The organism is Robertmurraya korlensis (assembly GCF_023715225.1).
GTDB lineage: Bacteria > Bacillota > Bacilli > Bacillales > Cytobacillaceae > Robertmurraya_A.
In genome coordinates this window covers 36,962-63,713 of sequence record NZ_JAMBNS010000017.1, presented here as the reverse complement: position 1 = coordinate 63,713, position 26,752 = coordinate 36,962, and the positions used below count along the sequence as shown (strand labels likewise).

26 protein-coding genes and 2 other annotated features are annotated in these 26,752 nt (G+C 39.9%); all 26 genes read left to right on the top strand.

Going from position 1 to position 26,752, the window contains the following annotated elements:
- Window positions 1-173: 173 nt before the first annotated feature.
- The 26 genes from M3175_RS22240 (at window position 174) to M3175_RS22115 (ending at window position 26,748) form a co-directional block, all read left to right on the top strand.
- A complete protein-coding gene (locus tag M3175_RS22240) occupies window positions 174-1,265 on the top strand; it encodes a PIN/TRAM domain-containing protein (protein ID WP_251523692.1) in 1,092 nt (363 codons plus the stop codon).
- A gap of 20 nt (window positions 1,266-1,285) precedes the next feature.
- A complete protein-coding gene (ispD, locus tag M3175_RS22235) occupies window positions 1,286-1,984 on the top strand; it encodes a 2-C-methyl-D-erythritol 4-phosphate cytidylyltransferase (protein WP_251523690.1) in 699 nt (232 codons plus the stop codon).
- Between the two features lie 5 nt (window positions 1,985-1,989).
- The gene (ispF, locus tag M3175_RS22230) at window positions 1,990-2,472 is read left to right on the top strand and encodes a 2-C-methyl-D-erythritol 2,4-cyclodiphosphate synthase (protein WP_251523688.1); all 483 of its coding nucleotides are present in this window, start codon (window positions 1,990-1,992) and stop codon (window positions 2,470-2,472) included.
- 68 nt (window positions 2,473-2,540) lie between these two features.
- A complete protein-coding gene (gene gltX, locus M3175_RS22225; RefSeq protein ID WP_251523686.1) occupies window positions 2,541-4,001 on the top strand; it encodes a glutamate--tRNA ligase in 1,461 nt (486 codons plus the stop codon).
- Between the two features lie 43 nt (window positions 4,002-4,044).
- Window positions 4,045-4,275: a binding site (T-box leader), on the top strand.
- Between the two features lie 65 nt (window positions 4,276-4,340).
- Window positions 4,341-5,009 (top strand): serine O-acetyltransferase, encoded by a 669-nt coding sequence (gene cysE / locus M3175_RS22220; protein WP_251523684.1) that lies wholly within the window; start codon window positions 4,341-4,343, stop codon window positions 5,007-5,009.
- The gene (gene cysS / locus M3175_RS22215) at window positions 4,990-6,387 is read left to right on the top strand and encodes a cysteine--tRNA ligase (protein ID WP_251523682.1); all 1,398 of its coding nucleotides are present in this window, start codon (window positions 4,990-4,992) and stop codon (window positions 6,385-6,387) included. The genes cysE and cysS overlap by 20 nt, the downstream gene beginning before the upstream one ends.
- A 3-nt stretch (window positions 6,388-6,390) precedes the next feature.
- Window positions 6,391-6,795: a Mini-ribonuclease 3 gene (locus M3175_RS22210; RefSeq protein WP_251523680.1), complete on the top strand. Its 405-nt coding sequence runs from the start codon at window positions 6,391-6,393 to the stop codon at window positions 6,793-6,795.
- A 16-nt stretch (window positions 6,796-6,811) separates the two neighbouring features.
- Complete coding sequence (gene rlmB / locus M3175_RS22205) at window positions 6,812-7,555, top strand: 23S rRNA (guanosine(2251)-2'-O)-methyltransferase RlmB (protein WP_119706253.1); 744 nt, start codon at window positions 6,812-6,814, stop codon at window positions 7,553-7,555.
- A gap of 1 nt (window position 7,556) precedes the next feature.
- Window positions 7,557-8,063, top strand: coding sequence for an NYN domain-containing protein (locus M3175_RS22200; RefSeq protein ID WP_251523678.1), 507 nt, complete (start codon window positions 7,557-7,559; stop codon window positions 8,061-8,063).
- 125 nt (window positions 8,064-8,188) lie between these two features.
- Window positions 8,189-8,800, top strand: coding sequence for an RNA polymerase sporulation sigma factor SigH (sigH, locus tag M3175_RS22195; RefSeq protein WP_285852393.1), 612 nt, complete (start codon window positions 8,189-8,191; stop codon window positions 8,798-8,800).
- Window positions 8,801-8,894: 94 nt separating this feature from the next.
- Window positions 8,895-9,038, top strand: a complete 144-nt coding sequence (gene rpmG / locus M3175_RS22190; RefSeq protein WP_119706256.1) for a 50S ribosomal protein L33 — start codon at window positions 8,895-8,897, stop codon at window positions 9,036-9,038.
- Between the two features lie 49 nt (window positions 9,039-9,087).
- Window positions 9,088-9,267, top strand: a complete 180-nt coding sequence (gene secE, locus M3175_RS22185; RefSeq protein ID WP_066058623.1) for a preprotein translocase subunit SecE — start codon at window positions 9,088-9,090, stop codon at window positions 9,265-9,267.
- Window positions 9,268-9,433: 166 nt separating this feature from the next.
- Window positions 9,434-9,967 (top strand): transcription termination/antitermination protein NusG, encoded by a 534-nt coding sequence (gene nusG / locus M3175_RS22180; protein ID WP_251523675.1) that lies wholly within the window; start codon window positions 9,434-9,436, stop codon window positions 9,965-9,967.
- 173 nt (window positions 9,968-10,140) lie between these two features.
- The gene (gene rplK, locus M3175_RS22175) at window positions 10,141-10,566 is read left to right on the top strand and encodes a 50S ribosomal protein L11 (RefSeq protein ID WP_251523673.1); all 426 of its coding nucleotides are present in this window, start codon (window positions 10,141-10,143) and stop codon (window positions 10,564-10,566) included.
- 165 nt (window positions 10,567-10,731) lie between these two features.
- Entirely contained in the window at window positions 10,732-11,430 is a 699-nt protein-coding gene (gene rplA / locus M3175_RS22170) for a 50S ribosomal protein L1 (protein ID WP_251523672.1), read from the top strand.
- Between the two features lie 57 nt (window positions 11,431-11,487).
- Window positions 11,488-11,634 (top strand) — a sequence feature (ribosomal protein L10 leader region).
- A 32-nt stretch (window positions 11,635-11,666) separates the two neighbouring features.
- Window positions 11,667-12,167, top strand: a complete 501-nt coding sequence (rplJ, locus tag M3175_RS22165; RefSeq protein WP_119706259.1) for a 50S ribosomal protein L10 — start codon at window positions 11,667-11,669, stop codon at window positions 12,165-12,167.
- Between the two features lie 61 nt (window positions 12,168-12,228).
- On the top strand, window positions 12,229-12,591 hold the full coding sequence (gene rplL, locus M3175_RS22160) for a 50S ribosomal protein L7/L12 (RefSeq protein ID WP_119706260.1): 363 nt from the start codon (window positions 12,229-12,231) through the stop codon (window positions 12,589-12,591).
- Window positions 12,592-12,702: 111 nt separating this feature from the next.
- Window positions 12,703-13,305, top strand: a complete 603-nt coding sequence (locus M3175_RS22155) for a class I SAM-dependent methyltransferase (protein WP_251523671.1) — start codon at window positions 12,703-12,705, stop codon at window positions 13,303-13,305.
- A 318-nt stretch (window positions 13,306-13,623) separates the two neighbouring features.
- A complete protein-coding gene (rpoB, locus tag M3175_RS22150) occupies window positions 13,624-17,193 on the top strand; it encodes a DNA-directed RNA polymerase subunit beta (protein WP_445677899.1) in 3,570 nt (1,189 codons plus the stop codon).
- A gap of 165 nt (window positions 17,194-17,358) precedes the next feature.
- Window positions 17,359-20,955, top strand: a complete 3,597-nt coding sequence (rpoC, locus tag M3175_RS22145; RefSeq protein ID WP_251523670.1) for a DNA-directed RNA polymerase subunit beta' — start codon at window positions 17,359-17,361, stop codon at window positions 20,953-20,955.
- A 147-nt stretch (window positions 20,956-21,102) separates the two neighbouring features.
- Window positions 21,103-21,351 carry a 50S ribosomal protein L7ae-like protein gene (locus tag M3175_RS22140; RefSeq protein WP_251523669.1) on the top strand — a complete coding sequence of 83 codons (249 nt, stop codon included), beginning with the start codon at window positions 21,103-21,105 and terminating at the stop codon, window positions 21,349-21,351.
- A gap of 106 nt (window positions 21,352-21,457) precedes the next feature.
- The gene (gene rpsL / locus M3175_RS22135; protein ID WP_066058589.1) at window positions 21,458-21,880 is read left to right on the top strand and encodes a 30S ribosomal protein S12; all 423 of its coding nucleotides are present in this window, start codon (window positions 21,458-21,460) and stop codon (window positions 21,878-21,880) included.
- 50 nt (window positions 21,881-21,930) lie between these two features.
- Window positions 21,931-22,401, top strand: coding sequence for a 30S ribosomal protein S7 (gene rpsG, locus M3175_RS22130; protein ID WP_119706265.1), 471 nt, complete (start codon window positions 21,931-21,933; stop codon window positions 22,399-22,401).
- 63 nt (window positions 22,402-22,464) lie between these two features.
- Window positions 22,465-24,543 carry an elongation factor G gene (gene fusA / locus M3175_RS22125; protein WP_251523668.1) on the top strand — a complete coding sequence of 693 codons (2,079 nt, stop codon included), beginning with the start codon at window positions 22,465-22,467 and terminating at the stop codon, window positions 24,541-24,543.
- A 132-nt stretch (window positions 24,544-24,675) separates the two neighbouring features.
- Window positions 24,676-25,863: an elongation factor Tu gene (tuf, locus tag M3175_RS22120; protein WP_251523666.1), complete on the top strand. Its 1,188-nt coding sequence runs from the start codon at window positions 24,676-24,678 to the stop codon at window positions 25,861-25,863.
- A 165-nt stretch (window positions 25,864-26,028) separates the two neighbouring features.
- Complete coding sequence (locus M3175_RS22115) at window positions 26,029-26,748, top strand: phosphoadenylyl-sulfate reductase (RefSeq protein ID WP_251523664.1); 720 nt, start codon at window positions 26,029-26,031, stop codon at window positions 26,746-26,748.
- The last annotated feature ends 4 nt before the right edge of the window (window positions 26,749-26,752 follow it).

Sequence of the window (26,752 nt, the reverse complement as noted above, 5' to 3'; positions counted from 1 at the left end):
TTGACACCAATATTTGCTAGGTGCTACCCTTAGTAGTAATAAACATGCGAATCACCGGCAATTATACTAATATAACAAAGAGATTACAGGATAATAACAAACAATAATTTTCTATGTAATATTACGTTTCAATTTATGGAAATTGTTTATAATGTATAAAAGGAGGTGAAGGAATGTTAAAACGTATTGTTCAAGCCTGTTTCTTAATTACAGGTGGTACTTTAGGGATCTTTTTAATCTCTGATTTATTAACTCTTATATCACTAGACGACATTCCTCTGATAAATAATCATTATGTTACCGCTATTTTAGGTGCTATTATTTTTTATCTTATTTCTTTTTGGGCGGTCGATTATGTCGTCAATTTTGTTAAATGGGTAGAAGAATCTCTTGTCAAAGTACCTATCACGGATATTATTTTTGGTAGCGTAGGATTAGTATTTGGATTAATTATTGCCTTTTTAGTTGGTTATGCATTAACGGGTATCGAAGTACCTATTTTAAATACGGTAGCTCCCGTACTACTGACACTTTTATTTGGTTATTTAGGTTTCCAAGTTGGTTTTAAAAAGAGAGACGAGTTATTATCTCTTTTTACGAAATCAAAAAAGAAGTCTAGTGATGAAGAATTAGAGGCTGAGAATACAACTGCCAAAAATGAATTAAAAATATTAGATACGAGTGTTATTATTGATGGGCGTATTGCTGATATCTGCCAAACTGGATTTTTAGATGGAACCATTGTCATTCCACAATTTGTCCTTGAAGAATTGCAGCATATTGCCGATTCCTCTGATGTATTAAAGAGAAACCGTGGTAGAAGAGGTCTTGATATTTTAAATCGAATTCAAAAAGAACTAGCCATGAATGTAGAGATATATGAAGGCGACTTTGAGGATGTACAAGAGGTAGATTCAAAACTTGTTAAGCTTGCAAAGCTAACTAGTGGGGTAGTTGTAACCAATGACTTTAATCTTAATAAAGTGTGTGAACTTCAAAAGGTTGCTGTATTAAACATTAATGACTTGGCAAATGCCGTTAAGCCAGTTGTGTTGCCTGGAGAAGAAATGAATGTTCAGGTTATAAAAGATGGCAAGGAGCATAACCAAGGCATTGCTTATCTCGATGATGGCACGATGATTGTGGTGGAAGATGGCAGAGATTATATTGGGAAGCAACTTGAAGTTTTGGTAACAAGTGTACTGCAAACATCAGCTGGTCGAATGATTTTTGCTAAGCCGAAATTATTAGAAAAAGCATTATAGAAATAGTTAGGGGATATCTTATGTCTTACCAAGTTATTATCCCTGCAGCAGGACAAGGGAAAAGAATGCGGGCAGGCAAAAATAAGGTGTTGCTTCAGCTAAAGGATATTCCAATATTAATCCATACACTCAAGGTATTTGAATTGGATGAGGCATGTGAGGGAATTATTTTAGCTATTTCAGCCGGAGATGAAGACCATTTTTCCAGCCTTTTAAAAAAGTATCGAATCAAAAAGGTTACTTCTCTTGTTGCTGGTGGGAACGAAAGACAGCACAGTGTATATAATGGGTTGCAAGCGGCAAAGAAAGAGGGAATTATCCTCGTTCATGATGCAGCTAGGCCATTTATTGAAAAAAGAGTGATCCATGAATTAGTAGCCGTAGCTGAAAAGGATGGAGCGGCTGTAGTAGCGGTCCCTGTTAAGGATACAATTAAGAAGGTAAATAATTTTGAAGTAGTTGAGACGATTGAGCGTTCAAGCTTGTGGGCCATACAAACCCCACAAGCTTTTCGCGTGTCGTTGCTAGAAGAAGCGCATAACCTAGCCTTGGTACAGAATTTTTTAGGGACGGATGAGGCAAGTTTAGTAGAACGACTACATGTACCTGTGAAAATTGTTGAGGGTGACTACGATAATATTAAACTGACGACACCAGAAGATTTGTATTTTGCAGAGGCAATCATAAAGCAACGTGACTACCAAAAGAGGGGACTTTAATAACGATGTTTAGAATTGGACAAGGATTTGACGTTCATCAGCTCACAGAAGGTAGACCATTGATTTTAGGAGGAATAACGATTCCTTATGAGAAAGGATTGTTAGGGCATTCAGATGCAGATGTCCTCCTTCATACAGTGACAGATGCTGTTTTAGGAGCAATAGGTGAAGGAGATATTGGGAGACATTTTCCGGATACGGATCCAGAGTTTAAGGATGCTGATTCAGCAAAGCTGCTTGAATATGTATGGTCATTAGTGGAGAATCGAGGATATGAGTTAGTAAATGCGGATTGTACCATTATTGCACAAAAACCGAAGATGGCTCCATACATTGAGCAAATGAAGAACCGAATCGCTGAATTATTGAAAGCTACACCAGATCAAGTAAATGTGAAAGCAACCACCACAGAAAAGCTTGGATTTACCGGAAGAGGAGAAGGAATTGCTTCTCAAGCCGTTGTGCTCTTAAAAAAGAAAGAACTCTAGGAATTGTCTTTTCACAATGATAAAATAAATCTCAAAAATAGATAGAACTCTTTAGGAGGAAAAATAGAATGTCTAACACTGTACGTGTTCGTTATGCACCAAGTCCAACGGGGCATTTACATATTGGAAACGCTCGTACTGCGCTATTTAACTACTTGTTTGCGCGTCATCAAGGTGGAAAGTTTATTATCCGAATTGAAGACACTGATAAGAAGCGTAATATTGCTGGCGGGGAAGAAAGTCAGCTAAAATACTTAAAATGGTTAGGAATAGATTGGGATGAGAGCGTTGATGTTGGTGGATCATATGGTCCATACAGACAATCAGAACGTAACGACTTATATGAAGTGTACTATAAGCAACTTCTAGAAGAGGGCAAAGCTTATAAATGCTATTGTACAGAAGAAGAGCTAGAAGCAGAACGTAATGAGCAAGCGGAGAAGGGTGAGATGGGTGGTTATTTAGGGAAATGCCGTCATCTAACGAGTGAGCAGCGCGAAGCTCTAGAAAAAGAAGGAAGACAACCAAGTGTTCGCTTTTTGGTTCCTAGCGGGAAGGTTTTCAGCTTTAACGACATGGTTAAAGGAGATGTATCTTTTGAGGCAGATGGAATCGGTGGAGACTTTGTTATTGTAAAAAAGGATGGAACACCGACTTATAACTTTGCTGTTGCTGTTGATGATCACTTGATGGAAATTTCACACGTGTTACGTGGAGATGACCATATTTCTAATACACCAAAGCAAATGATGATTTATGAAGCATTAGGTTGGGAGACACCAATGTTTGGACATATGACATTGATCGTAAACGAAAGCCGAAAGAAGTTAAGTAAACGTGATGAGTCGATAATTCAGTTCATTGAACAGTATGAGGAATTAGGATATCTTCCTGAGGCATTATTTAATTTTATTACCTTACTCGGCTGGTCACCATCTGGAGAGGAAGAGATTTTCTCGAAGGAAGAGCTGATTTCCATTTTTGAAGCAAATAGACTTTCGAAATCTCCAGCCCTATTTGATAAGCAAAAGCTTACTTGGATGAATAACCAGTACATGAAGAAGCAAGAGGTTGACGTTGTGTATGAGCTTGCTTTACCGCATCTTCAAAAGGCGGGGCTTGTTAGTGAGGCAATGACTCCGGAGCAAGTAGAATGGACGAAAAATCTTGTAGCACTTTATCAAGATCAGTTGAGCTATGGGGCTGAAATTGTCGAGCTATCAGAGTTATTCTTCAAAGAGGAACTAGAACTAGAGGAAGAAGCAAAGGCGGTTCTCCAGGAGGAAGGCGTGAAGGAAGTATTATCTACTTTTGCGAGTGAGATTGAGAAGCTTCCAAGTCTCCAACCAGAGGATGTTCAAGCAACTTTGAAGAGTGTTCAAAAAGCAACAGGGCAAAAGGGTAAGAAGCTCTTTATGCCAGTACGTGTTGCTGCTACTGGTCAAACACACGGACCAGATTTACCTAAAGCAATTGCTCTAATTGGTAAAGAAAAAATATTACAACGAATTGTGAGCATTATTGGTTAACAGATTGGAAAAAATGTAATATAGTAAAGATAATAATATAATTTTGAAAATGTTGAAGAGGAAAAGTAAAAAAGCAATGCTTTTTAGAGAGAACCATCATCGGCTGAAAGTGGTTTAAGCCCCTTGTTTTTTGAAGTGCCCCTCTGAGTCCTGATTCGAAACAGGGTCATTCCCCTAGTAGAATAAGGCGGATTTCTTCCGTTACAAGAGTTGAGTTGAAGTAGCAATGTGGCTACTTAAACAGAGTGGAACCGCGCATACAAGCGTCTCTGTCATTTTTGACAGGGGCGTTTTTTATTTTTACAAAATAAGCAGCATTTACGTTTAGGGGGAACGATAATGTTTAAAATGCTAAGGGAAGATGTTGAAGTAGTTTTTGAACAAGATCCAGCGGCAAGGACGTATTTGGAGGTTATCTTAACCTATTCAGGTTTGCATTCCATCTGGGCTCATCGAATGGCACATGCTCTATATAAGAGAAAATTTTATTTTATGGCAAGGATCATTTCACAGGTAAGCCGCTTCTTCACTGGAATAGAAATTCACCCAGGTGCAACCATCGGAAGGCGATTTTTTATCGATCATGGCATGGGGGTTGTCATTGGTGAAACATGTGAAATTGGTGACAATGTGACGGTGTTTCAGGGAGTTACACTAGGGGGAACGGGAAAAGAGAAAGGAAAGCGCCATCCAACAATAATGGATAATGCTCTTATTGCAACGGGTGCAAAAGTATTAGGATCGATCACGGTTGGTGAAAATTCTAAGATAGGCGCAGGTTCTGTTGTACTAAAGGATGTCCCTCCAAACTCGACAGTCGTTGGGATTCCTGGGAAAGTTGTGATAAGGGATGGAAAGAAAGTAGAGAAAGATTTAAATCACTGTGATCTACCAGATCCAACTGGCGACCGTTTCAAAGTACTTGAAGCTGAAATTTACAATTTAAGAAAACAACTAGAACAGGTAGAGAAGGAAAGGAGCTACGAGCATGAGCATTCAAATATATAATACACTGACTCGTTCAAAAGAGCCGTTCATCCCTCTTGAAGAGGGTAAAGTAAAGATGTATGTTTGCGGTCCTACCGTTTATAACTATATCCATATAGGAAATGCAAGGCCACCGATTGTGTTTGATACAGTAAGAAGATATTTAGAGTATAGAGGATATGAGGTTCAATATATCTCCAATTTCACTGACGTGGATGATAAGCTGATTCGTGTTGCGAATGAGCTTGGAGAAGATGTCCCAACGATTGCTGATCGTTTTATAAAAGCATACTTTGAAGATGTAACAGCACTCGGGTGCCGAAAAGCAGATGTTCATCCTCGAGTAACTGAAAGTATGGATATTATTTTAGACTTTATTTCTACATTGATTGAAAAGGGATATGCCTATGAGTCCGAGGGCGATGTATACTACCACACTCGTAAATTCAAGGAATATGGGAAATTGTCTCATCAATCAATTGATGAACTAAGACTAGGTACAAGAATTGCCATTGGTGAGAAGAAACAAGATTCTTTAGATTTTGTCCTTTGGAAGGCAGCAAAGCCAGGTGAAATTTTCTGGGAAAGCCCATGGGGCAAAGGAAGACCAGGCTGGCATATTGAGTGCTCTGCAATGGCGAAGAAGTATTTAGGTGATACGATTGACATTCATGCAGGAGGTCAGGATCTGGCTTTCCCGCATCATGAAAATGAAATTGCCCAGTCCGAAGCGTTAACAGACAAAACATTTGCACGCTACTGGATGCATAACGGGTACATTAATATTGATAATGAAAAAATGTCAAAATCACTAGGGAACTTTGTTCTCGTTCACGATATTATCCAAAAACATGATCCGCAAGTACTACGGTTCTTCATGTTAGCGGTACATTATCGCAATCCTATCAACTACACAGATGAGCTGTTAGAAAATACAAAGGCAGGACTTGATCGATTAAAAACTTCTTACCAAAACCTTAAACATCGACGTGAGGCTAGCGCCAATTTAACAGAAAATGATCAAGAATGGTTAACAAAGGTTACTACCTTGCATGATGAGTTTGTTCGTGATATGGATGATGATTTTAATACTGCGAATGGCATCTCTAAGTTATTCGACCTTTCTAAGCTGGCTAATATGTATCTAATTGAAAAGAACACATCTATCACTGTGATCGACGCATTTATGATCGAGTTTGAATTGTTATTTGGAATCCTTGGTTTAACTCTTGAAGCAGATCAACTTCTTGACGAAGAAATAGAAGCGTTAATCGAACAACGTATACAGGCTAGAAAAGATCGGAATTTCCAGTTATCTGACCAGATTCGTGATCAGTTAAAAGAGATGAACATTATTTTAGAAGATACACCTCAAGGCACAAGATGGAAAAGAGGCTAAAATATGCTTCGCTTTGAAAATACGATAGATGCGAAACAACTGAATAGCCTCGCCTTAGCTTATATAGGTGATTCTATTTTTGAAGTATATGTTCGAAGATACCTGCTTCAATCTGGGAAAGTACGACCGAATCAGCTTCATAAAGAGTCGACCAAATATGTTTCTGCAAAAGCTCAGTGTCAATTCATCCATCACTTTATAGATTCGAAGCTTTTAAGTGAGGAAGAAGAGGCAGTTGTTAGAAGGGGCAGAAATGCAAAATCTGGAACAGTGCCAAAGAATACAGATGTGCAGACATATCGCTATGGTACAGCATTTGAAGCATTAATCGGATATCTATATTTAATGAACAGAGAGGAGCGACTTGATGAATTGATCGAAGTTGCTCTCTCTCAAGTTGGAGAATGAAAGGAGGAACAATAAGATGAGCCAAGACTTTATTATTGGAAAAAATCCAGTTATAGAGGCATTAAAGTCTGAACGCGATGTGAATAAAATATTTATTGCAGAAGGTTCCCAAACGGGTCAAATGCAACAGGTAATAGGGTTAGCAAAAGCACAAAATGTCATTGTTCAATTTGTTCCTAAAAAGAAAATCGACCAGATGGTGGAAGGAAATCACCAAGGTGTTGTAGCGGCAGTAGCTGCTTACCAATATGCGGAACTTGATGACTTGTTTAAGGCGGCAGAAGCAAAAGGTGAAACTCCATTTTTCCTTTTGTTAGACGAAATTGAGGATCCGCATAATCTAGGATCCATTATGAGAACTGCGGATTCCACTGGTGCACACGGAATAATCATTCCGAAACGACGAGCAGTTGGGTTAACAGCAACAGTTGCAAAAGCATCAACGGGCGCCATTGAATATGTTCCTGTTGTCCGAGTGACGAATATGGCACAAACCATTGATGAGCTAAAGGAACGAGGTTTATGGATTGCAGGTACAGATGCGAAGGGAAAACAGGACTTTCGTTCGCTCGATGGGACAATGCCTTTAGGTCTTGTGATTGGTAGTGAAGGAAAAGGAATGGGAAGACTCATCCGTGATAAATGTGACTTTTTGGTTAGCCTGCCAATGAAAGGACATGTCACCTCTTTAAATGCTTCGGTAGCGGCTGCCCTTTTAATGTATGAGGTGTATCGAAAACGATATCCGCTAGAGGGATAAAATGGACATTCTGTTAGTGGATGGATACAATATCATTGGAGCTTGGCCAGAGCTTCGAGAGCTAAAAAATAAGGATTTAGCAGCAGCTCGGGACCGTTTAGTTGAAAGGATGGCCGAGTATCAAGCTTACTCAGGTTATCGTGTGATTATTGTATTCGACGCCCATTTTGTAAAAGGGACAGAAAAAAAGTATAAAAATTATAAAGTCGAAGTTATATTCACAAGAAATAATGAAACAGCGGATGAATGCATTGAAAAGCTTGCGATCTCTTTAAATAATAGAAAAACTCAGATTCATGTGGCAACCTCTGATTTTACAGAACAATGGGCCATATTTGGACAAGGTGCACTAAGAAAATCTGCACGAGAGTTACTAATAGAGATGGACTCGGTTGAAAAGAAGATAGAGAGAAAGGTACAAAAAATTCAGGAAAATAGCCCTACGTCAAAAATTCCATTAAGTAGTGAAGTGGCAGAAATTTTTGAAAAATGGCGAAGAGGAAAGTGATGACCGGTTGACGCTTTAAAAAAGCCTACTGTATAATATTTCTATCTATGCTTGTTCGGTCGGGGGGATCCGAAGTGAATGCTGACTACAAGACAACAAAAATCAACGAAAATTATTTACATTTAATGCAGCTTGAGGATGAAGAAATAGTTGATTTAGTGCACAAAGGTGATAGTGAAGCATTAGATTACTTGATTCATAAGTATCGAAACTTCGTTAGAGCCAAAGCTAGATCCTATTTCTTAATCGGTGCTGACAAAGAGGATATTGTTCAAGAGGGAATGATCGGTCTTTACAAAGCGATCCGAGATTTCCGAGAGGACAAACTCACTTCTTTTAAAGCGTTTGCAGAACTGTGTATCACTAGACAAATTATTACCGCGATTAAAACAGCAACGAGACAAAAGCATATTCCGTTGAATTCTTATGTGTCGTTGGACAAGCCAATCTATGATGAAGAATCCGATCGAACCTTAATGGATGTTATTTCTGGAGCTAAAGTGTTAGATCCGGAGGAACTCATTATTAATCAAGAGGAATTTGATCATATTGAGGTGAAAATGTCTGAGCTTCTAAGTGATTTAGAGCGGAAGGTGCTAGCTCTTTATCTAGATGGTCAGTCATATCAGGAGATATCAGAGGAACTCAATCGTCATGTGAAATCAATTGATAATGCGCTCCAACGTGTGAAAAGGAAGCTTGAGAAATATCTTGAGGTGAGGGAGCTCACCCTGTAGTATGACAGGGTATATGGTAATAGAGCTCTGTTGACATTGACAAGTGTCCATGATACAGTTTTATGGACAAAATAGTAAGTTAGAGGTGGCATTTTTGACAAAAAAGGTAGTTTTGGCCTGTGTAACTTGCGGTTCAAGAAACTATTCAACGATGAGCAATAAAGAGTCGGAACGGTTAGAGCTGAAGAAGTTTTGTAGAACATGCAGTGCTCATACCATCCACCGTCAAACAAAGTAGTAGGCGCCACTTATAGATAGAGTAAGACAAGGAAGTTGGGGGTATACACATGCAGCGCGTAGTCAATTTTTTTAAAGATGTCAGCCGTGAAATGCGCAAGGTTAGTTGGCCAAAGCGTAAGGAACTGACTAACTACACAGTTACGGTATTAGCTACAGTTATATTTTTTGCTCTTTTCTTTGCTGTGATAGATTTAGGGATTTCAGAATTAATTCGTTTAATTCCTTGAATAACACCCGTAACATAATGGTATAATGGTAACAAACATAGGAAACTTTTAGCAAAGCCCGGCAACGGGTTTTTTCATTTGTAAAAAAATAAAGGCTAACAATGCTTTCTAGTTTAATAAAATGGATATTTTTATATAGGGAGGGAAGGACAACTCGTCCTCGACAATGGAAAAGAATTGGTATGTAGTTCATACTTACTCGGGCTATGAGAACAAGGTAAAAGCAAACCTTGAAAAACGTGTAGAGTCTATGGCGATGCAAGATAAAATCTTTCGCGTGGTAGTACCTGAAGAAGAAGAAACAGATATTAAGAATGGTAAAAAGAAAGTAGTAAAAAGAAAGGTGTTTCCTGGATACGTATTGGTTGAAATCGTCATGACCGATGATTCTTGGTATGTGGTTCGAAACACACCTGGAGTAACTGGTTTCGTAGGTTCAGCTGGATCAGGCTCTAAGCCAACTCCTTTACTGCCAGAAGAAGTGAATTTCATTCTTAAACGTATGGGACTTGAGCAGAAGCGTGTGGATGTAAACTTTGAACTTGGAGAAATGGTACAAGTCAAGGAAGGACCATTTGCAAACTTTACAGGTTCTATTGAAGAAATTGATAAGGACAAATCTAAAATCAAGGTTCTTGTAAATATGTTTGGTCGAGATACCCCTGTAGAACTTGAATTTACACAGATTGAAAAAATATAACCTGAAAAAACTTGAAATAGGTTTCGAAAAGTGGTAATATTTCAAAGGTCAGTATGTCTCAAACTTTGAGACCAGACAAAAGGAAACAGTTCTTTATCTTTATAAAGACTATTATATGAGTGGGAGGGGAAAATCCCCTATTACCACATCACGGACTTAAGGAGGTGTGTCTCGTGGCTAAAAAAGTAATTAAGATTGTTAAGTTGCAAATCCCTGCTGCTAAAGCTAATCCAGCACCACCAGTTGGTCCTGCACTAGGTCAAGCCGGTGTTAACATCATGGGATTCTGTAAAGAGTTCAACGCTCGTACAGCTGAACAAGCTGGCTTAATCATTCCTGTTGAGATTACGGTTTTTGAAGACCGTTCATTTACATTTATTACAAAAACTCCTCCTGCTGCAGTTCTTCTTAAGAAGGCGGCTGGAATCGAGTCTGGTTCTGGTGAACCGAACCGTAATAAAGTAGCAACAGTCAAGCGTGACAAGGTGCGCGAGATTGCTGAAACAAAAATGCCTGATCTAAATGCGGCTAGCGTTGAAGCAGCTATGCGTATGGTTGAAGGTACTGCACGCAGCATGGGTATTGTTATCGAAGACTAATTCATGCTCGAATGTTTTTTGAGTTAAGGGGTTGCGGTGTTGAATTTGGTTTCACGCGCAACCTTTCTTATGTCTAGCGTATGTGTGCTAAAGCACTGCGCTGTTATTCGTGGGAGGTTAGTTAAGAACTTTTCCGCTAAAACCACAATCTAGGAGGAAATAAAAATGGCTAAAAAAGGTAAGAAGTTTTTAGAAGCTTCAAAGCTTGTTGACCGTACAAAAGCATATTCGGTTGAAGAAGCTATTGATCTTGCTAAAAAGACAAACTTTGCAAAGTTTGACGCATCTGTAGAAGTTGCTTTCCGTCTTGGGGTAGATCCAAAGAAAGCTGACCAACAAATCCGTGGAGCAGTTGTGCTTCCAAACGGAACTGGTAAAACACAACGTGTACTTGTATTTGCTAAAGGTGAAAAGGCGAAAGAAGCAGAAGCAGCTGGCGCTGATTATGTAGGAGATGCAGACTTCATCAACAAGATCAACCAAGGTTGGTTTGAGTTTGACGTAATCGTTGCTACACCTGACATGATGGGTGAAGTTGGTAAGCTAGGTCGTGTATTAGGACCTAAAGGCTTAATGCCAAACCCTAAGACTGGTACAGTTACATTTGATGTAACTAAAGCAGTTAACGAAATCAAAGCTGGTAAAGTTGAATACCGTGTTGATAAAGCTGGAAACATCCACGTACCAATCGGAAAAACTTCTTTTGAAAACGAAAAGCTTGTTGAGAACTTCACTACAATCTTCGAAACAATGCTTAAAGTGAAGCCTTCTGCTGCAAAAGGAACTTACATGAAGAACGTAACTGTTACTTCAACAATGGGACCTGGAGTAAAAGTAGATCCTTCAACTGTAAATGCAAAGTAATTTAAAAATATAATTGACAACAGAATAAAATTCTACTAGAATAGATTTTGTTGTGAAAATAAAATAACATTTGTACCGCAGACAGTAGGTGCCTTTAAGGCTTAATTCCCTACCGAGGTCATACGATAGATTGAACAGTTCGTGTAAACGACTATTGTATACTTCCTCCATGTCTGCAAGGCATGGAGGTTTATATTTTCTGGTATAAATGTAGTAAATCTACAGGAGGTGTAAGGATGAGCAACGCTATCGAAACTAAAAAAGTAATCGTAGACGAAATCGCTGATAAGTTAAAAGCTGCTAAAACAACTGTTGTTGTTGACTATCGTGGTTTAAATGTTTCTGAAGTAACAGAACTTCGTAAACAACTTCGTGAAGCTGGTATTGAGTTCAAGGTTTACAAAAACTCTTTAACTCGTCGTGCTGCTGAAGCTTCTGAACTTGCTGGCCTTAACGACGCTCTTACAGGTCCTAACGCTATCGCATTCAGTAACGAAGATGTAGTTGCCCCAGCTAAAATTTTAAATGACTTCGCTAAAAAGCATGAAGCTCTTGAAATTAAAGCAGGTGTAATTGAAGGGAACGTTGCATCATTAGAAGATATTAAGGCTCTTGCTGAACTACCATCACGCGAAGGCTTACTATCTATGCTACTCAGCGTACTTCAAGCTCCAATCCGCAACCTTGCTCTTGCTACAAAAGCTGTTGCAGATCAAAAAGAAGAACAAGGCGCGTAAGTTAGAATTATCGTTCGTCAAATAAACTAAAACAAACACAATTTTAAGGAGGACTTTTATCATGACTAAAGAACAAATCATTGAAGCAGTTAAAAGCATGACTGTTTTAGAACTTAACGACTTAGTAAAAGCTATCGAAGAAGAATTTGGTGTAACTGCTGCTGCTCCTGTAGCTGTAGTTGGAGCTGCTGGTGGAGAAGCTGCTGCTGAGAAAACTGAATTTGACGTTGTTCTTGCTTCTGCAGGCGACCAAAAAATCAAAGTTATCAAAGTTGTACGTGAAATCACAGGTCTTGGACTTAAAGAAGCAAAAGAACTTGTTGACAACACTCCAAAAGCTATCAAAGAAGGCGCTTCTAAAGAAGAAGCTGAAGAAATCAAAGCTAAGCTTGAAGAAGTTGGAGCAAACGTTGAAGTTAAGTAATTATGATATTGAAAGGCTCGCTGCATAAGCGAGCCTTTTGCTTTTTAAAAAAGGTTCGATTATAATTTTTTTCGTATAAGTTTTCTCTACTAAAAATTTGGAAGTGGTAGTATGGCAGAACATTATTTCTCGCGGAATCAAAAAGTTGAGAGTAATCGAAAAACATGGAGTTTCACACTAAGAAATCAAAGCCTATCTTTTATTACCGACAATGGTGTGTTCTCAAAAAGTGAAGTGGATTTTGGGTCTAGGCTACTAATTGAGACCTTTCAATTTCCGAACGTTGATGGCCCCATACTTGATGTTGGTTGTGGCTATGGTCCGATTGGGATTTCTCTAGCGAAAGAACAAGGAGCCAAAGAGGTACATATGGTAGATGTGAATGAGCGTGCGATTGGATTAGCTAAGGATAATGCCGCTCTAAATAAAGTTTCAAATGTAAAAATATACGAAAGTGATCGTTTAACTCAGGTAAAAGGTAAGGGGTTTGCCGCCATCTTAACGAACCCTCCTATTCGTGCAGGGAAACAAGTAGTTCACGATATATTTGAACAGAGTTTTGATCATCTGGCTTCTGATGGTGAGCTATGGGTAGTCATTCAAAAAAAGCAGGGTGCGCCATCAGCCATCGAAAAACTACATGCACTATTTGGTTCAGTTGAAACCGTCGAAAAGAAAAAAGGGTATTTTATTTTGAAAGCTAAAAAGATTTGACTTGACATTTTGGCTATGTTAATATTATAAAATGCCAACATGATATATTGTGTAAAATTGCTAAATTCAACTGTAGTTGTATAAATATGGCAATTTACGGCGATGCTAATAAAATAATAGTAGAAAATTGGAGAATGTGGTTTTTAAGAAAAAACCCTTTTTCTTTTTGTCTTATGAAAGAAGATACATGTAAGCGTTGTTGTCTTGAGTTGAGCGGTCAAGTAGGATAATCCTCCTGTCTAGACAAAAGCATCACGTTTTCCTATCTATTTTTTATAAGAAATTTATAGAAGTTATCACAAAAGCTTGATTTGAGGGGTGAATCTGTTGACAGGTCAACTAGTTCAGTATGGACGACACCGCCAACGAAGAAGTTATGCGCGAATCAGTGAAGTTTTAGAATTACCTAACTTAATTGAGATTCAAACAGCTTCCTATCAATGGTTCCTTGATGAAGGATTGCGTGAAATGTTCCAGGATATTTCACCGATTGAAGATTTCACAGGTAATTTGTCATTAGAATTTATTGATTATAGTTTAAGCGAGCCAAAGTATTCTGTTGAAGAATCAAAGGAACGAGATGTTACATACTCTGCTCCACTTCGTGTAAAAGTGCGTCTTGTTAATAAAGAAACTGGGGAAGTAAAAGACCAGGATGTTTTCATGGGTGACTTCCCACTTATGACAGAAACAGGTACATTCGTTATTAATGGTGCCGAGCGCGTTATCGTATCTCAGCTTGTGCGTTCACCAAGTGTTTATTATAGTGGGAAACTTGATAAAAACGGAAAACGAGGATATACAGCAACTGTAATCCCGAACCGTGGTGCTTGGTTAGAATATGAAACAGATGCGAAGGATGTTGTGTACGTTAGAATAGATCGTACGAGGAAATTACCCGTTACGGTTCTTTTGCGTGCATTAGGATTCGGATCAGACCAAGAAATCATTGAGTTAATTGGAGATAATGAGTACATTCGTAATACGCTTGAAAAAGATAATACAGAAGGTACTGAGAAAGCTCTATTAGAAATTTATGAGCGTCTTCGTCCGGGTGAACCACCAACGGTTGAAAATGCGAAAAGTTTACTTGTTTCTAGATTCTTTGACCCTAAGCGCTATGATTTAGCGAATGTAGGTCGTTACAAAATTAACAAGAAGCTGCATATAAAGAATCGTCTATTCGGTCAACGCCTTGCAGAAACATTGGTTGATCCTGAAACGGGAGAAATCATTGCAGAAAAAGGTGTGCTTTTAGACCGCCGTACGTTAGATCGTATTCTTCCACAATTAGAAAAGAATATTGGATTTAAGACCTTCACTCCAGTTGGTGGAGTAGTTCAAGAAGATATTCTTTTACAATCAATTAAGATTTTTGCTCCTAATGAGGATGGCGAAAAGGCAATTAATGTGATTGGAAATGCATATGTACCAGAAGCTGTTAAGAATATTGACCCTTCTGATATTATTGCTTCCATTAGCTATTTCTTTAACCTTCTACATTCAGTAGGAGATACAGATGACATTGACCACTTAGGAAATCGTCGTCTGCGCTCAGTAGGAGAATTACTTCAAAACCAATTCCGTATCGGTTTGTCAAGAATGGAAAGAGTCGTTCGTGAAAGAATGTCCATTCAAGATACAAATACGATTACACCACAGCAATTAATTAATATACGTCCTGTAATTGCGTCGATTAAAGAGTTCTTTGGTAGCTCTCAGTTATCGCAGTTCATGGATCAAACAAACCCATTAGCTGAGCTTACACATAAGCGTCGTTTATCAGCATTAGGACCTGGTGGTTTAACACGTGAACGTGCTGGTTTCGAAGTGCGTGACGTTCACTACTCTCACTATGGTCGTATGTGTCCAATCGAAACGCCGGAAGGTCCGAACATTGGACTAATTAACTCTTTATCTTCTTTTGCAAAAGTAAATCGATTCGGCTTTATCGAAACGCCATATCGTCGTGTAGATCCTGAAACAGGAAAAGTTACAAGCCATATCGACTACTTAACTGCAGATGAAGAAGATAATTATGTAGTAGCACAGGCAAATGTAAAACTAGGAGAAGATGGATCTTTCCTAGATAACGATATTATTGCTCGTTTCCGAGGCGAGAACACGGTTGTAAATCGAGAGCGTGTAGACTACATGGACGTTTCTCCTAAACAAGTAGTTTCAGCTGCGACAGCATGTATTCCGTTCCTTGAAAATGATGACTCAAACCGTGCTCTTATGGGTGCGAACATGCAACGTCAGGCTGTACCATTGATGCAACCAGAAGCGCCTCGTGTAGGAACGGGAATGGAATATGTTTCTGGTAAAGACTCTGGAGCAGCAGTCATCTGTAAACACGATGGAATCGTGGAGCATGTTGAAGCTCGTCAAGTGTGGGTAAGAAGAGTGACTGAAGTAGATGGCCAAGAAGTTAAGGGCGATCTAGATAAATATAGAATGCAAAAATTCATTCGTTCAAACCAAGGTACTTGCTATAACCAAAGACCAATCGTGGCTGTAGGTAACCGTGTAACAAAAGGAGAGATCCTTGCAGACGGACCATCGATGGAGCTTGGAGAACTTGCTCTAGGCCGTAATGTTCTTGTGGCCTTCATGACTTGGGATGGTTATAACTATGAAGATGCGATTATCATGAGTGAAAGACTTGTAAAAGACGATGTGTATACATCTATCCATATCGAAGAATACGAGTCAGAGTCACGTGATACAAAGCTTGGACCAGAGGAAATCACTCGTGATATTCCAAACGTAGGGGAAGATGCTCTTAGAAATCTCGATGAGCGTGGAATCGTACGTGTTGGAGCAGAAGTGAAGGACGGAGATTTATTAGTTGGTAAAGTAACGCCTAAAGGTGTAACAGAACTAACAGCTGAAGAACGCTTATTGCATGCAATCTTCGGGGAAAAAGCACGTGAAGTAAGAGATACATCTCTTCGTGTACCTCACGGCGGTGGCGGTATTGTCCTTGATGTGAAAGTCTTTAACCGTGAAGATGGAGATGAATTACCTCCAGGTGTTAACCAACTTGTTCGTGCTTATATTGTTCAGAAGCGTAAGATTTCTGAAGGGGACAAGATGGCTGGACGACACGGGAATAAAGGGGTTATCTCACGTATCTTACCAGAAGAGGATATGCCTTTCTTACCAGATGGAACGCCGGTTGACATCATGTTAAATCCATTAGGAGTACCATCACGTATGAACATCGGTCAGGTACTTGAGCTTCATCTAGGTATGGCTGCAAGAGCATTAGGTATTCATGTAGCTTCTCCGGTATTTGACGGAGCGCGTGAAGAAGATGTTTGGTCAACTATTGAAGAAGCAGGTATGGCTCGTGACGCAAAGACCGTACTATACGACGGTCGTTCGGGTGAACCATTCGACAATCGAGTTTCTGTCGGTGTAATGTACATGATCAAACTTGCTCACATGGTTGATGATAAGCTACATGCTCGTTCAACTGGACCTTACTCACTTGTAACGCAACAACCACTGGGTGGTAAAGCACAATTTGGTGGACAGCGTTTTGGTGAGATGGAGGTTTGGGCATTGGAAGCTTACGGTGCTGCTTATACGCTTCAAGAAATCTTGACAGTCAAGTCGGATGATGTAGTTGGTCGTGTGAAGACGTATGAAGCAATCGTTAAAGGTGAGAATGTTCCAGAACCAGGTGTACCAGAATCATTCCGCGTATTAATGAAAGAGCTTCAAAGTTTAGGTATGGATGTTAAAATCCTTTCAGGCGATGAGCAAGAAATTGAAATGCGTGATCTCGAAGAAGATGATGAAGTACAACAAGCTGATGCTTTAACAATTTTGCCTGATTTCGAAGAGTCTGAATCAGAAAAAGTGGGTACAAAAGAGTAATCCACTCACATATATAAAGGCCATCTCCTTGCCTGATAAGGTTTTAGGAGATGGGCTGATTTTTCAAGGAATCATTCCCTAACATATTGTTGGCATAGAGACTAATTTAGAATCTAAGCTGTCGTATAAGGGTAAAACCCGTAGATCAAAAGGGAGGTAGGCCCCTTGCTAGATGTTAATAATTTTGAGTTTATGAAAATTGGTCTTGCTTCACCAGATAAGATTCGTTCATGGTCTTTTGGAGAAGTGAAAAAGCCAGAAACAATTAACTACCGTACACTTAAACCTGAAAAAGATGGTTTATTCTGTGAGCGTATTTTCGGGCCGACAAAGGACTGGGAATGTCATTGCGGTAAGTACAAGCGTGTAAGATATAAAGGTGTAGTCTGTGACCGTTGTGGAGTGGAAGTCACTCGTGCAAAAGTACGTCGTGAGCGAATGGGTCACATTGAATTAGCTGCACCGGTGTCTCATATTTGGTACTTCAAAGGGATCCCAAGTCGTATGGGTCTTGTTTTAGATATGTCTCCTCGTGCACTTGAAGAGGTTATCTATTTTGCTTCATATGTAGTTACAGATGCTGGTGATACAGCTTTAGAAAAGAAGCAGCTCTTATCTGAGAAAGAATATCGTGCATACCGTGACAAATACGGTAATAAGTTCCAAGCGTCAATGGGTGCTGAATCTATTAAAAAGCTTCTTTCTGATATTGATTTGAACAAAGATGTTGAAGCGTTAAAGGAAGAGTTAAGAACTGCACAAGGGCAACGTCGCACAAGAGCCATTAAGCGACTAGAAGTTCTAGAAGCATTCCGTAACTCAGGCAATGAGCCATCTTGGATGATCCTTGATGTTCTGCCAGTAATTCCGCCAGAATTACGTCCAATGGTTCAATTAGATGGAGGGCGTTTTGCTACTTCTGACTTGAACGATTTATACCGTCGTGTAATCAACCGTAACAACCGTCTGAAGCGTCTATTAGATTTAGGAGCTCCAAGCATTATCGTACAAAACGAAAAGCGTATGCTTCAAGAAGCAGTAGATGCTCTAATTGATAACGGTCGTCGTGGACGTCCGGTAACAGGACCAGGTAACCGTCCTTTAAAATCACTTTCACATATGTTGAAAGGGAAGCAAGGTCGTTTCCGTCAAAATCTACTAGGTAAGCGTGTTGACTATTCTGGTCGTTCGGTTATCGTTGTAGGACCAAACTTAAAGATGTATCAGTGTGGATTGCCAAAAGAAATGGCACTAGAGCTATTTAAGCCATTCGTTATGAAGGAATTGGTTGAAAAGGGTCTAGCGCACAACATCAAATCAGCTAAGCGTAAAATTGAACGAGTTCAGCCAGAAGTTTGGGATGTACTTGAAGAAGTAATTAGAGAGCATCCGGTTCTTCTTAACCGTGCACCGACTCTTCATAGACTTGGTATCCAAGCATTTGAACCAACTCTAGTAGAAGGTCGTGCAATTCGTCTTCATCCGCTTGTATGTACGGCATACAATGCTGACTTTGACGGTGACCAAATGGCCGTTCACGTTCCGCTTTCTTCTGAAGCTCAAGCAGAGGCAAGATTATTAATGCTTGCTGCGCAAAACATCCTTAACCCGAAGGATGGAAAGCCAGTAGTTACTCCGTCTCAGGATATGGTATTAGGAAACTATTACTTAACTCTTGAACGTGCCGGTGCTGTTGGGGAAGGTATGATTTTTAAAGATACAAATGAAGCGATCTTAGCTTATCAAAATGGTTATGTACACTTACATACTCGTGTGGCTGTGCATGCTGGATCGTTGAAAAACGAAACATTCACTGAAGAGCAAAATAAAAAGCTTCTATTAACGACAGTTGGAAAACTAATCTTTAATGAAATTTTACCTAGCTCTTTCCCGTACATCAACGAGCCTACAAAATCAAATCTTGAAGTAGAAACACCTGCAAGATTCTTTGTAGAAGCGGGTACGGACGTGAAACAAGTAATTAGTGAGATGGACGTTGTAGATCCATTTAAAAAGAAGATTTTAGGAAACATCATTGCGGAAGTATTTAAGAAGTTTAAGATTACTGAAACTTCAAAGATGCTTGACCGAATGAAGGACCTAGGGTTTAAGCACTCAACAAAAGCTGGTATTACAGTTGGGGTTGCAGACATCGTTGTATTAGGGGAAAAGCAAGAAATTATCGCTGAAGCACAAACAAAGGTAGATAATGTTCAAAAGCAATTTAGACGTGGTTTAATCACAGAAGATGAGCGTTATGATCGTGTTATCTCCATCTGGAGTGCTGCGAAGGATGTTATCCAAGCGAAGCTAATGAAATCATTAGATAAAACAAACCCAATTTTCATGATGAGTGACTCTGGTGCCCGTGGTAACGCATCTAACTTTACGCAACTTGCTGGTATGCGTGGACTAATGGCGAACCCGGCTGGTCGAATCATTGAATTACCGATCAAATCAAGTTTCCGTGAAGGTCTAACGGTATTAGAGTACTTTATCTCTACTCACGGTGCGCGTAAAGGTCTTGCCGATACAGCACTAAAAACGGCTGACTCTGGATACTTAACTCGTCGTCTCGTTGACGTAGCACAAGATGTTATCGTTCGTGACGATGATTGTGGAACGGATCGCGGATTGCATATTGCTGCCCTTAGAGATGGAACGGAAATTATCGAGTCTCTAGAAGAACGTTTAATCGGACGTTATGCAAGAAAAGCAATTAAAAACCCTGAAACAAAAGAAGTAATGGTTCGTGAAAATGAATTAATTACAGAAGACCTAGCAGCTGAAGTGGTTGGTGCTGGTGTTGAGGATGTATGGATTCGCTCGGCGTTTACATGTAATTCTCGTCACGGTGTATGTAAGAAATGTTACGGTCGTAATCTAGCGACTGGTCAAGAGGTTGAAGTGGGCGAAGCTGTAGGTATCATCGCTGCTCAATCTATCGGTGAACCAGGAACACAGTTAACGATGCGTACCTTCCATACAGGTGGAGTTGCCGGAGATGATATCACACAAGGTCTACCTCGTATTCAAGAGATTTTCGAAGCCCGTAACCCGAAAGGTCAAGCGGTCATCTCTGAAATCGAAGGTGTGGTTGTTGGTATTAATGAAGGCCGCGACAGACAACATGAAATTATCGTTCAGGGCGAAGTAGAGTCAAGAACCTACACAGCTCCTTACACGGCACGTCTAAAAGTAGCTGTAAACGATAAGGTTGAACGTGGTGAAGAACTGACAGAAGGTTCAATCGATCCTAAGGAATTAATCAAGGTGAGAGATGTAACAGCTGTTCAAGAGTATTTGCTTCGTGAAGTTCAAAAGGTATACCGTATGCAAGGGGTAGAAATTGGTGACAAGCACGTGGAAGTAATGGTACGACAAATGCTTCGTAAGGTTCGTGTCATCGATGCAGGTGAAACGGAAGTATTGCCTGGTTCACTTCTAGATGTTCATCAGTTCAGAGATGCCAACGAAAAAGCGTTGCTTTCTGGAAAAATGCCTGCAACAGGACGTCCTGTATTGCTTGGTATTACTAAAGCATCACTTGAAACAGATAGCTTCTTATCTGCTGCTTCGTTCCAAGAAACGACAAGAGTACTTACAGACGCCGCTATTAAAGGTAAGCGAGATGAGTTGCTTGGTCTGAAGGAAAATGTAATTATTGGTAAACTTGTTCCAGCTGGAACTGGGATGCAACGTTATCGTAAAGCTGAGCCAGTAACCAACCTTGAACAAGAAGAAGTATTAACAGTAGAATAATCATTCATGCGGCACTCTATCTAGAGTGCCGCACAATAAATAACAATCTCTAGTAATAAAAATTTCAATAGGTGTTGACAGCGAGTTTCATAGGTGTTAATATATCAAAGGTGCTCCTATAAACCTGTTACTTTGGAGGATGTAATCATGTCTTATGAAAAAGTAATGCAGGCAAAGAAATTTATCGTAGGAACTAAGCAAACAGTAAAAGCCATCAAAAGTGGCACTATTTCCGAAGTACTAGTAGCGAAAGATGCTGAACCGCGTGTGACAGCAAAAGTAATTAGTACTGCACAGGAAGTAGGCGTTCCTATTATATACGTAGATTCTATGAAAAAGCTTGGCAAAGCTTGCGGGATCGAAGTAGGTGCTTCTACTGTAGTAATAACTTTTTAAAAACTGTTTTTATAGAAAGATATCTATAAAGACTTTGTTTTTTGTTTCAAAATGAACCACCTGGATGTGTGGGCTTTGAAATAGTAGATGAAGGGAGGAAAAATAAATGCCTACAATTAATCAATTAGTGCGTAAGCCACGTTCTTCGAAAGAGGAAAAGTCTAAATCACCTGCACTAAACAAAGGTTACAACAGCTTCAAGAAATCACAAACGAACGTATCTTCACCTCAAAAGCGTGGGGTATGTACGCGTGTTGGTACAATGACTCCGAAGAAGCCGAACTCAGCATTACGTAAATATGCTCGTGTACGCTTAACTAACGGAATTGAAGTAACAGCATATATTCCTGGAATTGGTCACAACCTACAAGAGCACAGCGTAGTACTTATTCGCGGTGGTCGTGTAAAGGACTTACCGGGGGTACGTTACCATATCGTTCGTGGTGCACTAGATACAGCTGGTGTAAACAACCGTATGCAAGGTCGTTCTAAATACGGAACTAAGAGACCAAAAGCAGCTAAGAAATAATAATTACTACAAAAAACTAAAATCACACTTCTGTGAAAGGAGGAACAAACATGCCTCGTAAAGGTCCTGTAGCAAAGAGAGACGTATTACCAGATCCGTTATATAACTCAAAGCTAATCACTCGTTTGATCAACAAAATGATGATCGACGGTAAAAGAGGAAAGTCACAAGCAATCCTTTACTCTGCATTCGAACTTATTCGTGAGCGCAGTGGTAAAGAACCAATCGAAGTATTCGATGCAGCACTAAAAAATATCATGCCAGTTCTTGAAGTTAAAGCACGCCGTGTAGGTGGTTCTAACTATCAAGTACCAGTAGAGGTGCGTCCAGATCGCCGTACTACTCTAGGTCTTCGTTGGTTAGTAAACTACTCTCGCCTTCGTGGAGAAAAGACGATGGAAGAGCGTTTAGCTAACGAAATCTTAGATGCAGCGAATAACACTGGTGCATCAGTTAAGAAGCGTGAAGATACTCACAAAATGGCTGAAGCAAACAAAGCATTTGCTCACTATCGTTGGTAGGATTTACTTTTACTCTAATATAAAAACAAACTAAAACACTCATACGAGAAAGGAGAAATACCAATGGCAAGAGAGTTCTCCTTAGCAAATACAAGAAATATCGGTATCATGGCTCACATTGATGCTGGTAAAACAACAACAACTGAGCGCGTACTTTATTACACTGGTCGTATTCATAAGATCGGAGAAACACATGAAGGCGCATCTCAAATGGACTGGATGGAGCAGGAACAAGAGCGCGGAATTACAATCACTTCCGCTGCTACAACTGCTCAATGGAAAGGCCACCGAGTTAATATCATCGATACACCAGGACACGTAGACTTCACAGTTGAAGTAGAACGTTCCCTACGTGTACTTGATGGTGCAGTTGCTGTACTTGATGCACAGTCTGGTGTTGAGCCTCAAACTGAAACTGTTTGGCGCCAAGCAACAACTTACGGTGTACCACGTGTTGTATTTGTAAACAAGATGGACAAAATTGGTGCTGATTTCAAGTATTCAATCAAAACACTTCATGATCGCTTACAAGCGAATGCTGCTGCAATTCAACTTCCAATCGGTGCTGAAGATCAATTCTCAGCAATTATTGACCTTGTTGAAATGAATGCAACATTCTACGGTAACGACCTTGGAACAGATATTGAAGTTCGTGAAATCCCTGAAGAGTACCGTGCTGAAGCAGAAGAATACCGTGAAAAATTAATTGAAGCGGTATCTGAGTTTGACGAAGTATTAATGGAGAAATACCTTGGTGGTGAAGAAATCACTAACGATGAGCTAAAATCAGCGATTCGTAAAGGTACTGTTAATGTTGAGTTCTACCCAGTTATCTGTGGTTCAGCATTCAAAAACAAAGGTGTTCAATTGATGCTTGACGCTGTTATTGACTACCTTCCATCACCATTAGACGTACCTGCAATCAAAGGTACATTACCTGATAGCGATGAAGTAGTTGAGCGTCACTCTAGCGATGAGGAGCCATTCTCAGCTCTAGCGTTCAAAGTTATGACTGACCCTTATGTTGGTAAATTAACATTCTTCCGTGTGTACTCAGGTACATTAAGCTCAGGTTCATACGTTCAAAACTCTACAAAAGGCAAGCGTGAGCGTGTAGGACGTATCCTACAAATGCATGCTAACAGCCGTGAAGAGATTTCAATGGTATACGCAGGGGATATCGCTGCTGCTGTAGGTCTTAAAGATACTACAACTGGTGATACACTATGTGATGAAAAGAACCTAGTTATCCTAGAGTCTATGGAATTCCCAGAGCCAGTTATCCAATTATCTATCGAGCCTAAATCTAAAGCTGACCAAGATAAAATGACTACTGCTCTTCAAAAGCTTCAAGAAGAGGATCCAACATTCCGTGCACATACTGACCAAGAAACTGGACAAGTTATCATTGCAGGTATGGGTGAGCTTCACTTAGATATTCTAGTAGACCGTATGCGTCGTGAATTCAAAGTTGAAGCTAACGTTGGTGCACCTCAGGTTGCTTATCGCGAAACAATCCGTTCTTCTGCAAATGTAGAAGGAAAGTTTGCTCGTCAATCTGGTGGACGTGGACAATTCGGACATGTTTGGATTGAATTCTCTCCAAATGAAGAAGGAAAAGGTTTTGAATTCGTAAACGGAATCGTTGGTGGTGTTGTTCCTCGTGAATACATCCCAGCTGTACAAGCGGGTCTTGAAGATTCACTTGACAGAGGTATGATTGCTGGATTCCCTGTTGTAGATATCAAAGCTAGATTGTTTGATGGATCTTACCATGATGTTGACTCATCTGAAATGGCGTTTAAGATCGCTGCGTCTATGGCACTTAAAGCAGCAGCTTCTAAGTGTAACCCAGTTATCCTTGAGCCAATCATGAGAGTCGAAGTTATTATCCCTGAAGAGTATCTTGGTGATATTATGGGTAACGTAACTTCACGTCGTGGTCGTGTAGAAGGTATGGAAGCACGCGGAAACGCTCAAGTTGTTCGTGCGATGGTTCCACTTTCTGAAATGTTTGGATATGCAACTAGCCTTCGTTCTAGTACGCAAGGTCGTGGAGTATTCTCTATGCATTTTGATCACTATGAAGAGGTTCCAAAATCAATCTCTGAAGAAATCATCAAAAAAAATAAAGGCGAATAATTGATTTTCGCCTTTATATAAAGTATAACTACTTATGTAAGTGTGGACGTTGGCAGGTGCTGGTAACAGCTACCTCTCTGTCCATAAATATACTTAGACTATTTTTTTATATATTAAAGGAGGATTTTTCTAATGGGAAAAGCTAAATTTGACCGTTCAAAGCCACACGTTAACATCGGTACAATTGGTCACGTTGACCATGGTAAAACAACTTTAACAGCTGCAATCACTTCTGTACTTGCTAAGTCAGGTAAAGCAGAAGCTCGTGCATATGATCAAATCGATGGAGCTCCAGAAGAGAGAGAGCGTGGAATCACAATCTCTACTGCACACGTTGAGTACGAAACTGATGCTCGTCACTACGCTCACGTTGACTGCCCAGGTCACGCTGACTACGTAAAGAACATGATCACTGGTGCTGCTCAAATGGACGGTGGTATCCTAGTAGTATCTGCTACTGATGGTCCAATGCCACAAACTCGTGAGCACATCCTACTTTCTCGTCAGGTTGGTGTACCTCACCTTGTAGTATTCATGAACAAGTGTGACATGGTTGACGACGAAGAGCTTCTTGAATTAGTAGAAATGGAAATCCGTGACCTACTTTCTGAGTATGAGTTCCCTGGAGATGACATTCCTGTAATCAAAGGTTCTGCTCTTAAAGCTTTAGAAGGTGACGCTGCTTGGGAAGAAAAAATCATCGAGCTTATGGCTGCAGTTGATGAGTATGTTCCAACACCAGCTCGTGACACTGAAAAGCCATTCATGATGCCAGTTGAGGATGTATTCTCAATCACTGGTCGTGGAACTGTTGCTACTGGACGTGTTGAGCGTGGAGTAGTTAAAGTTGGGGACGTAGTTGAAATCGTTGGTTTCACTGAAGAGCCTAAATCTACTACTGTAACAGGTGTAGAAATGTTCCGTAAGCTTCTTGACTATGCTGAAGCTGGAGACAACATCGGTGCACTACTTCGTGGTGTATCTCGTGAAGAAATCGAGCGTGGACAAGTTTTGGCTAAGCCAAAATCAATCACTCCACACACAAAGTTCAAAGCGGAAGTTTATGTTCTTTCTAAAGAAGAAGGTGGACGTCATACTCCATTCTTCACTAACTACCGCCCACAATTCTATTTCCGTACTTCTGATATTACAGGTATCTGTAACCTTCCAGAAGGCGTTGAAATGGTTATGCCTGGCGACAACATCGAAATGTCAGTTGAGCTAATTGCTCCAGTTGCGATCGAAGAAGGTACTAAGTTCTCTATCCGTGAGGGTGGACGTACTGTAGGCGCTGGCGTAGTTGCTACAATCTCTGAATAATTTTTAATTAAGAAAGCAGATGGATATTCCATCTGCTTTTTTTCTATGCTTTTTTTGGCTAAAGCATTGACAATTTTCCATTCTGTTGTTAAATTTAATTAAACCTATCAGTTAAGTTGGAATTGAATGCAAATAGAGATAAATAAATGTTAGGAGTGTTATTACATGGTCGAGTCAAAATTGACTTTTTCATCATATGATCATTTTTCGTTTCCTAGCTTCGACGAGAATAATGAAACAAAAGGCGCACTTGATGCGTTACGTTGGAGTTATGAACATTACGATGAGAGTGAAATTGTGTACGCTTGTAGTTTTGGTATTGAAGGCATGGTGATGATTGACCTAATCACTAAGGTTAAGCCAGATGCAAAGGTTGTTTTCTTAGATACCGGTCTTCACTTTAAAGAGACGTATGAACTTATAGACAAGGTAAAGGAACGTTACCCACAACTACAAATTGAACTTAAAAAACCTTCCCTAACATTAGAAGAGCAAGCAGAACAACACGGTGATGAGCTTTGGAAGACGGCTCCAAACAAATGCTGTGAAATAAGAAAAATTATTCCGTTAAGAGAAGCCTTATCGGGTGCTACTGCATGGATAAGTGGTCTACGAAGAGAGCAGTCAGAAACGAGAAAAAACACGCAGTATTTCAATAAAGATAACAAATTTGAATCAATTAAAGTATGTCCGCTTATTCATTGGTCATGGAAGGATGTATGGAGATACGCACATAAGAATGATCTTCCGTACAATGTTCTTCATGATAATGGGTATCCTAGTATTGGTTGTGCGCCATGTACTTCTCCTGCATTTAACGCAGATGATATGAGATCAGGTCGATGGACAGGAACAGGAAAGACAGAATGCGGATTACACCAATAGGAGG